The sequence below is a fragment of the Gorillibacterium sp. sgz306347 genome (genome assembly GCF_059735245.1).
Genome location: NZ_JCAPET010000040.1, coordinates 34,898 through 43,097 on the forward strand (window position 1 = coordinate 34,898; position 8,200 = coordinate 43,097).

General features: G+C 61.9%; 5 protein-coding genes. 2 read left to right on the forward strand and 3 right to left on the reverse strand.

Annotation, left to right across the window (positions count from 1 at the left end; genetic code table 11):
* Nucleotides 1-211: 211 nt before the first annotated feature.
* The gene (locus AC6I6H_RS17965) at nucleotides 212-994 is read right to left on the reverse strand and encodes a TetR/AcrR family transcriptional regulator (RefSeq protein ID WP_497955378.1); all 783 of its coding nucleotides are present in this window, start codon (nucleotides 992-994) and stop codon (nucleotides 212-214) included.
* Nucleotides 995-1,268: 274 nt separating this feature from the next.
* On the opposite strand from AC6I6H_RS17965, the gene AC6I6H_RS17970 reads away from it, so the two are divergent.
* Nucleotides 1,269-3,203, forward strand: a complete 1,935-nt coding sequence (locus tag AC6I6H_RS17970; RefSeq protein WP_497955379.1) for an S-layer homology domain-containing protein — start codon at nucleotides 1,269-1,271, stop codon at nucleotides 3,201-3,203.
* Between the two features lie 47 nt (nucleotides 3,204-3,250).
* Nucleotides 3,251-4,483, forward strand: coding sequence for an RCC1 domain-containing protein (locus tag AC6I6H_RS17975; RefSeq protein WP_497955380.1), 1,233 nt, complete (start codon nucleotides 3,251-3,253; stop codon nucleotides 4,481-4,483).
* A 64-nt stretch (nucleotides 4,484-4,547) separates the two neighbouring features.
* Here AC6I6H_RS17975 and AC6I6H_RS17980 read toward each other — a convergent pair whose 3' ends face one another.
* On the reverse strand, nucleotides 4,548-6,362 hold the full coding sequence (locus AC6I6H_RS17980) for a glycosyltransferase (protein WP_497955381.1): 1,815 nt from the start codon (nucleotides 6,360-6,362) through the stop codon (nucleotides 4,548-4,550).
* Nucleotides 6,363-6,527: 165 nt separating this feature from the next.
* Nucleotides 6,528-7,754 carry an RtcB family protein gene (locus AC6I6H_RS17985; RefSeq protein WP_497955382.1) on the reverse strand — a complete coding sequence of 409 codons (1,227 nt, stop codon included), beginning with the start codon at nucleotides 7,752-7,754 and terminating at the stop codon, nucleotides 6,528-6,530.
* Between the last annotated feature and the right edge of the window lie 446 nt (nucleotides 7,755-8,200).

Below are 8,200 nucleotides of genomic sequence, written 5' to 3' on the forward strand. Positions count from 1 at the left end.
AATCCCCGAACGGTTGCGCTTCCGTATCCTCGGCACAAGGGGAGCCAACAGGGTTGGACCCTGCCGGCTAACCTTATCATGCTTGAGAACTGGAACGGTTCTTAATGTTTTTTCGTACAGCTTGGGCTGAATCCCGGGATAGGTCAGGTCGTCCGGAAGGGTATAAAATCGTTTTGCTTCCTTTTCACTTCCGCCTCACTCCCAAACAGGTTTACCGGCTTCCGGGGGCGATTCCGCGCCAGAGCACCTTGGCTAACGTATCGAGCAAAGGCTCCAGCCGGCAGCGGACGGGGTCGATCAGCCATTCGATCAGCACGCCCTTGATAGCGGCGTCGACGAGAATGCCAAGCGCTTCGGGCTCAAGGGACGAGGCGATCAGCCCGCGGCGCTGCATGTCCGCCAGAAACAAGCCTACGGCCTCCAGACTCCTGCCGTACATGTCCGCCAGCCGGTCGCGGATTTCCGGTTCCCGGTTTGAAACCACGAATTCAAAAAAAAGCCGCGAGCCGCCGTCCCCCTCCTCCAGACAATCGAATTGGCACTGCAGCCACGCCCGCAGCGCTTTCTCCGGATCATCCGCGTGCAGGAGCGATTCAATCTGCCCGGGAAGCTGCCGAACTTGCCGCGACAGGTTGGTTTCCATTACCGCCAGAAACAGATCCTGCTTGCTCGAAAAATGCCAATACACGGCTCCCTTCGTCATACCGGCGGCCGCGGCGGCTTTTTCCAGAGACGCTCCTGCGTAGCCCTGCTCGGCAAAAACCTTCGCCGCGGCTTCCAGGATGCGGGTGCGGGTATCCGCCAGCGGGCTGCCGCCGGACGACTGCCGTTCCTTCAGCCATTCCCGCATGGCCTCTCTGCCGCCAAAAAACCGCCGCACCGCCGTCCAATGCACGCCCGCGCTCCGGGCTACATCGGCAAACGCGATTTGGTCGAACGGCTTTTCCCCCGCCAGCTCCTCCGCCGCTTTGCGGACTTTATTCCCTGTGCTCAAGTCGCTGCCTCTTCCTTTCTCCCACTACATACGTTTAAAATACTTGTCGGTACGTGATTATAGTACCGCCCCTATAAACTTTCGTCAAGCGCACCTTAAACTCATCTTTTTGCAGGCTAATTATTAAAAAGTATAAAGAATTATTATTTTATACTCGTTATTTATTGAGAATCCCTTTTTGGATGATAAAATATGGAATGCTACCTCTTGCAAAAAAATGGCTATCCGACTTTCGAATTATTTTCGCCCATTTCCAACCAACAAGGAGGCTTTCATGCAAAACAAATTTATCCGCTATTCTTCTGTCGCTACCGTGGCGCTTACGGCTTTGGGCCCGGTTGCCCAAATCGCCTCCGCCGCGGCTCCTTCCTTTAAGGATCATACCTCGGTTCCCTGGGCCCAGAAGTACATCTCCAAGCTGGCCCTCCTGAACGTTGTGTCCGGCGACACCAACGGCCTGTACAACCCCAAAAACAATGTCACCCGGCAGGAAGCCGTCGTGATGGCCGCCCGCCTGCTTGGGCTGGACGGCTCTTCCGCGTCCGGCAGCTCGCCCCTTGCGGCTGCTGACTGGGCACAGCCTTATGTAGCGCAAGCGCTTGAAGCGGGACTTATTAATGCGGAGGAAGAGACGGCCGTGGCCGGCGGACAAGAATGGGGCCGGCAGCCGGCCAGCCGCGAATGGGTCGCCCAATTGATTATTCGCACGATCGGTCAGGAAGCCGAAGCGGAAGCGCTGGCCTCCGCTCCTTCTTCCCTTAAAGACATCGGACAAGCCTCTCCGGCTCTTCGCGGTTTCCTGAACGCAGCGGTTCAGCTGAACATTGTTTCCGGTTTTACGGACGGCACCTTCAAACCGAAGGAAGCGGTGAACCGGGCGCAGATGGCGGTCTTTTTAGGCAATGCCATTCCGTACCTTGTTGAAAATGAAGCCGGTTCTTCCGGACTGGCGAATGCTGTGGCAATCGGCGTGGTCTCCAGCGTAAGCGGCGGCAATGTGACGATCGGGAGCGCGGCCAACGCTCAAAGCTTCACCGTATCGGCGGACACGGAATATTACGCCAGCGGGGCCGCGCAGCCGGCCGGAGTGGCAGCGCTGAAACCCGGCCAGTTGGTATCCCTCGTGCACAGCGGCGGCGCGGCTTTGCTGATCGAAGGGATGTCCGCCCAAGGCGAAACGGGTGCGACCGGACCGCAAGGGCCTGCCGGACCGACAGGCGCGACCGGAGCCACCGGGGCAACCGGCGCAACCGGAGCGACAGGGCCCAAAGGCGACAAAGGCGACTCCGGTTCCGGGGCGGCGGGACCGCAAGGACCCGCAGGCGTCACCGGACCGGCGGGCGCAACCGGAGCCACGGGCCCGGCTGGAGCGACTGGTGCGGCTGGGCCGCAGGGCGAACCCGGCGTTACGGGGCCGCAAGGGCCCATCGGCGTCACCGGGGCGACCGGAGCCACCGGACCGGCCGGACCGCAGGGCGAGCCGGGCGTAACCGGGCCGCAGGGACCGGCGGGCGTAACCGGAGCGCAGGGACCCGCAGGCATCACCGGAGCCACCGGCGCAACGGGCGCAACCGGACCGCAAGGCGAGCCGGGTATGATCGGACCGCAGGGGCCGCAAGGGCCGCAGGGCATTCCAGGCGTTACTGGTGCGACAGGCGCCCAAGGACCGCAAGGCATTCCGGGGGCGACGGGGGCAACCGGAGCTACGGGTGCAAACGGAGCCACGGGCGCCCAAGGGCCGCAAGGCATTCCGGGCGTTACGGGGGCAACCGGTGCCACGGGCGCAACCGGGCCGGCCGGCGGTTCCATCACTTCTTACGGATACTCGTACCACCTGGCTACTATAATGGACGCTAACGTTAGTGGAGGGGCGGATATTCCCTTCTCCAGCAACGGACCCATGCAAGGGCTTTACCATACGCCTGGCAGCTATACTTTTATGGCCGACGAAACGGGCCTTTATGAGATTACTTATCAAGTTTCCCATACCGCCGGAACGGGAGCTCAGGTCGCAATCGCGGTAAACGGCAGTGTCGACGCGGCAACGTCCGTCCCGATAAACACCGGCGCGGGACAAGTTACCGGCAGGGTTCTTCTGAATCTGGCCGTCGGCGATATGATTACCTTGCGCAACAACTCCATGGTTACACTTACGCTGAACCTCGCGCCGGCAGTCGGCGCCTCCATGATCATCAAAAAAATCAGTTAATCCGCCTTCCATCCGGCAGGCTGAAATCCGAACGGAGGACGATTCGATTGACTCGAAAACCAAAAACGGCGGCGGCAGCGCTGGCCCTTTGCCTGCTGCTTCCGGCCACGGCCGCTTTCGGCGCCGATGCGGGGGGAAGCCCCGGTGACGTGGACCTCTACGTAACCGCCGCCCCTTCCACTAAAGGCCAAGCGGACTTATCCGTCGCTTCCGTCACCTACGGGGTGTACGGGGCCGACTCCGTGTTCCCCGGCACGCTCCGGATCGGCTTTGACAAGAGCGCGGCGATTGACAGCCAGGGAACGCTGCGGGTATGGGGCGGCGATCCGGCCGCCGTCAACCCCGAGGAGGTTCCCGGCCTCACCGGCGTGGTGGATGCCTACACCGGCTCGATTAACGCAGCGTTGAAAAACGACGGTACCGTCTGGACCTGGGGCGGCGGCCGGTACGCCCGGCTTGAAAACGGCGCGGCGGCAGCCGGCGCCGCTCCCGTCCCCGGCTTGTCCGGCGTTGTGCAGCTTTCCGCCGGCCCGGCGCATATTCTGGCCCTTCGGGAGGACGGAACGGTTTGGGCCTGGGGCGCCAATGCCTTCGGCCAGCTCGGAAACGGCACAACGGCAGCGAGCGCCGTTCCCGTACAAGTTCCCGAGCTAACGAACGTGACGGCCGTTTCTGCGGGTGGCAGCCACAGCCTGGCGCTGACGGCCAACGGCTCCGTCTGGGCCTGGGGCGGCAATGCGCACGGCCAGCTGGGCGACGGCTCGACGGTCTCCCGTCCGCTTCCCGTGCAAGTCGGCAGCCTGCAAGGCGCGGCAAGCATCACGGCCGGTTACGACCATTCGCTTGCCTTGCTGCAAGACGGCACGGCGGCAGCCTGGGGAAGCAATACAGCCGGACAGCTGGGCGATGGCACAACGGACTCCCGCTTGTCCCCCATTCCGGTAGTTGGCCTTGAAGACGCCGCGGCCTTGTCGGCCGGCGCCTGGTACACCTTGGCGCTGAAAAACGACGGCAGCGTCTATGCCTGGGGCAGCGACGGATACGGCCAGCTCGGCACGGGAAGCCCCGCTTCCCGAAACGTCCCTGCTCCGGTGCCCGGCATTTCCGCCCTCTCCGTCTCCGCCGGCTTTTACGCCAGCGGGGCGATCGGAACGGATGGCCGGTATTACCTCTGGGGCTCCAACGTTTACGGACAGTTGAGCGGCGGCTCCCTTTCGGCGCTGACGCCGCAGCCGCTTGCCGGCCTTGCGGCCGATGCGGCTCCCGCAAGCGAATCCTGAACACAGCAACCGCACAAACAAGAAGAAGCCCGGCGCTGAGCCGGGCTTCTTCTTGTTTGTGCTATTATTCGGATTGAAAAAGACGCTCAAAGTAGACGCGGTTGGCAAGCACCATCGGGTTGCCGGGAACATAGGCGGCGGCCAGCTCGTTATGCTCACGGGCAAGCTCGTTCCGCCCGAGTTTGTTGTAGCAGACGCACAGCTGCAAATGCGGCAGCCAGGTCCAGCAGGCCTCGATGGTCAACGCCTGCGTGTTCGGGCGGTCCAGGGTAAGGGCCGTTTTGTACCAGAACGCCGCTCCCTCGTAATCTTCCTGCTCCATATGGTAATACCCGAGCCGGCAGCAGCCCTCCGCCCGCGGACGCGCATGGGCGAAAGCAAGAAGCGCCTTCTCCTTGGCTTCCTGAAGCCGGCCGAGCTTGTGCAGGCAGTCTCCCGCCTGGCCGAAGGCCCGGATCACGTCTTCGACCCACCCGTCCTTCCGGACCAGAAACGCCTCGTATTTTTCCAGCGCGCGCTCCCAAAGGGAATGCTCGAACAGCTCGTTGGCGAAATAAAACAAGTCTCGCGAGGAAAAAGGAACGCCCTGCGCCTCCCGCGCCTCGTAGATGCGCAAATTGCGGTCCGATTCCGTATGCTGCCGGTTGTGGGTCACCCGGATATCGGATTCCAGAATGCTTCCGTACACCTCCAGGTACTCGTGCACGGCCCCGGCCCAGCGGAACCCCTTCTCCCGCCGCACCAGCCGGTTCCGCCGCAGGCTGGTGGCCGTGCGCCCCGCTTCGTCAACCGACAGCTGATAGATCATGGAGACGGCATCCGTATCCCACGGCATCGCCTGCTTCAGCTCCAGCAGCTTTTCGGCGTCCTCCGGAAGAAACGCATCGTCCGCATCCAGCCACAAAATATAGTCCATCCGCGCCTGTTCGAAGGCGAAGTTGCGAGCGGCCGCAAAGTCGTCCACCCAAACAAAATCGCAGATGCGGTCCGTATAGGAAGCGGCAATCTCCTTGGTCCGGTCCGTGGAGCCTGTATCCACGATCACGATTTCATCGGCAATGCCGCGTATGCTGGCCAGACAGCCGTCCAGGGTCTGCTCCTCGTTTTTCACAATCATGCACAGGCTGACGGTGACCGGCCGCTTCCAGGCCGTAAGCTCCGAAAGCTCGAAGCCCCATTTTTCCGCCGCCGTGCGGCGGTTCGTTTCCATTTGACGGTGGTACCAAGCCGGGTCGCTCTCGTACAGCCCATGCCTCCGTTCAAACCGGACATAACAGTTTTCCGCTACGTACAGCTCGTAACCCGCCTGCAGGGCCCGATAGCTGAAGTCGTCGTCTTCGTAGGTTTCTCCGGCGAAGCGTTCGTCAAATCCGCCCAGCGCATCGAACGCGCTTCGGCGCACCAGAAGAAGATGGCTGAGCAAACGGGGCACCTGTTTGCCGCTCTTGTCCCCCATAACGCCCAGACTCTCCGCAAAGTGATGCTCCACCCCCGCCTTTTCGCTTTGAAAAGGGGTTCCCTGCCAGCCGCTAAACCCGCTGCTGACCGGTCCTACACCCGCCGAACGCTCATGAAGCAGCAAGCATTCCTCCAGGCGCGGCAGCCAGCCGTCGGTTACATAGATATACTCCCGCATAAAAACAAGCTGCGCCGCTTCGGACCGCTCCGCTCCCCGGTTGTAGGCAGCCGCGACTCCGGTTCCGGCCGGGACGGTCACCACCTCGGTAGCCTTCGCATCCTTCAGCCATTCCGGCAGCGGAAGCATGCCTTCGTCGGCGACAATGATAAGCCGGTACGGCGTGTTTGTGGACAGCCGCACGTTCATGATGCATTCCCGCAGCGCCTCCGCATGCTGGGCCAAAATCACAATATCCGTCATGCCCGCCAGCAATCCTCCGTTTCTACGTCTCCTGTTGCAAGAAAGCCGATTTGCGAGGATAAAATAACCGTTTCCGGCCGTCCCCCGCTCCGTTCTAGCATAGAGGGAATGAACCTGAGTTAGCAAGCGTCGCCAAACGCAAATCGCGCGTATTTCAAGCCAAGCTTAATCCTTGTACGGATCGAATTCATCCGCCCCCGCCATCGCCACGCCGATCGGCTTCAGCACATGCAGCACCTCGACGGTCTCCGCATGCGCGTCCAGCACCTCACGCAGCTTGCGGTACACGAACGGGCTTTCGTCGGTGCCCGCGCCGCGCAGCTCCACGCCGTACGCCTTGACGGCTTGCCGCATCTGCTCCGGCGTAATCTGCCCGCCGGACCGTTTGCGGGTTTTCCAGTTCATTCGGCCTGCCGCTTGCGTCCGGCTCATGATCCGCCCCGCTCCGTGCACCGTGCTGTAATACGCGGCGCGGTTTTCCTCCGAATCCTTGCCGCGCACAATGACGGAGATGTCGGCCATGCTGCCGCCGATAAACCCGAGCTGCCCCGGCGCGGATGGCGTTGCGCCTTTGCGGACGACGACGGCTTCCCGCCCGTCGTGGACTTCCCGCCAGGCGTAGTTGTGGTGGTTGTGGACGGCGAAATCCGCCTCCGCGCCCAGGATGCCAAGCACCTGGCCGATCACATAGTCCCTGCCTGCATAAGCATAGCGCCCCGCAAGCTTCATCGCGCGTTCATACATGTCGCCCAGCTCCGACGCAAGGTCGAGCAGCACGGGCGGCTGATCCATGCTTTCGCCCGGCGCATTCGCCAGAAAGCTTCGTCCCGCCGCGAGATTCAGAAACCCGCTCGCCGTCTTGTGCCCGAAGCCCCGGCTGCCGAAGTGGTTGGCAACCCACAGACGGCCCGTCTCCGCCTCCTCCAGCAAATCGACGTAGTGGTTGCCGCTGCCGACCGTGCCCAGCTGCTCCCGGGCGAGCGCTTTCAGCTTGTCATGCTCCTGACGGCCGACCGCCATGTATACGCGCCAGTCGGGATCGTCGAACAGCTCGTGGTCGACCCGCTCGTTGTTGGTCCGGCCGATGCCGAAGGATATTTCCCGGCCAATGCGGTCCATCAGGCGCGGCAGCACCGGCCGGATGTCCGCGGCCAGCAGATTGGTGCGCACCGCCTTGTTGCCGCACGCAATATCGTAGCCGACGCCGGAAGGAGAAATTTGTCCGTCGTACGCCACGACGCCTCCGATCGGCTGGCTGTAGCCCTTATGATGGTCGGCCATGAGCAGCGCCTGCCGGACGCGGCCGGTATCCGCGCAGGTTTTGGCCTGCGCCAGCGCCCCTTCGTCCGGTTTTCCCCAAACACGGACGCCGTCGATAAGTTGATAAGCCATTCGGTATGCCTCCTTGCCCGTTTGGAAGAATCTTGTTGCCCATGCTAGCATCGCGCGAAAGGCCCTGTCAACCGCACCGGCCGGATAGGGATGCGCTTTTTCGCCGTAAGATTTGCCTTAGCCAAACGTTTCTTTGTACCTTTGCCTTTCTTGCATCGCATCTGTGCTTTCGGCAGCGGAAGGTGCTGCGCAAAGGGAGGGAAGGACGTTTTTTCAAAGCGGCTTTCAGCAGGGCAAGGCAGCGGGCGTGCATTCAAAGCGGCTTTCAGCAGTCAAGGCAGCGAGCGTCTATCGGCAAAAGGGCAGCCGGTGCGAAATTCCGAATGACCGGAAGGCTTGGTGCCCGCAGGCTGGGCAGGAAGTGGAAAAAGGCAACTATTTGGACCAATTTCGACTATTATCGCAGTAGACTTGCAAAGAAGTTAACATGGGGTAAAATGCCAAAA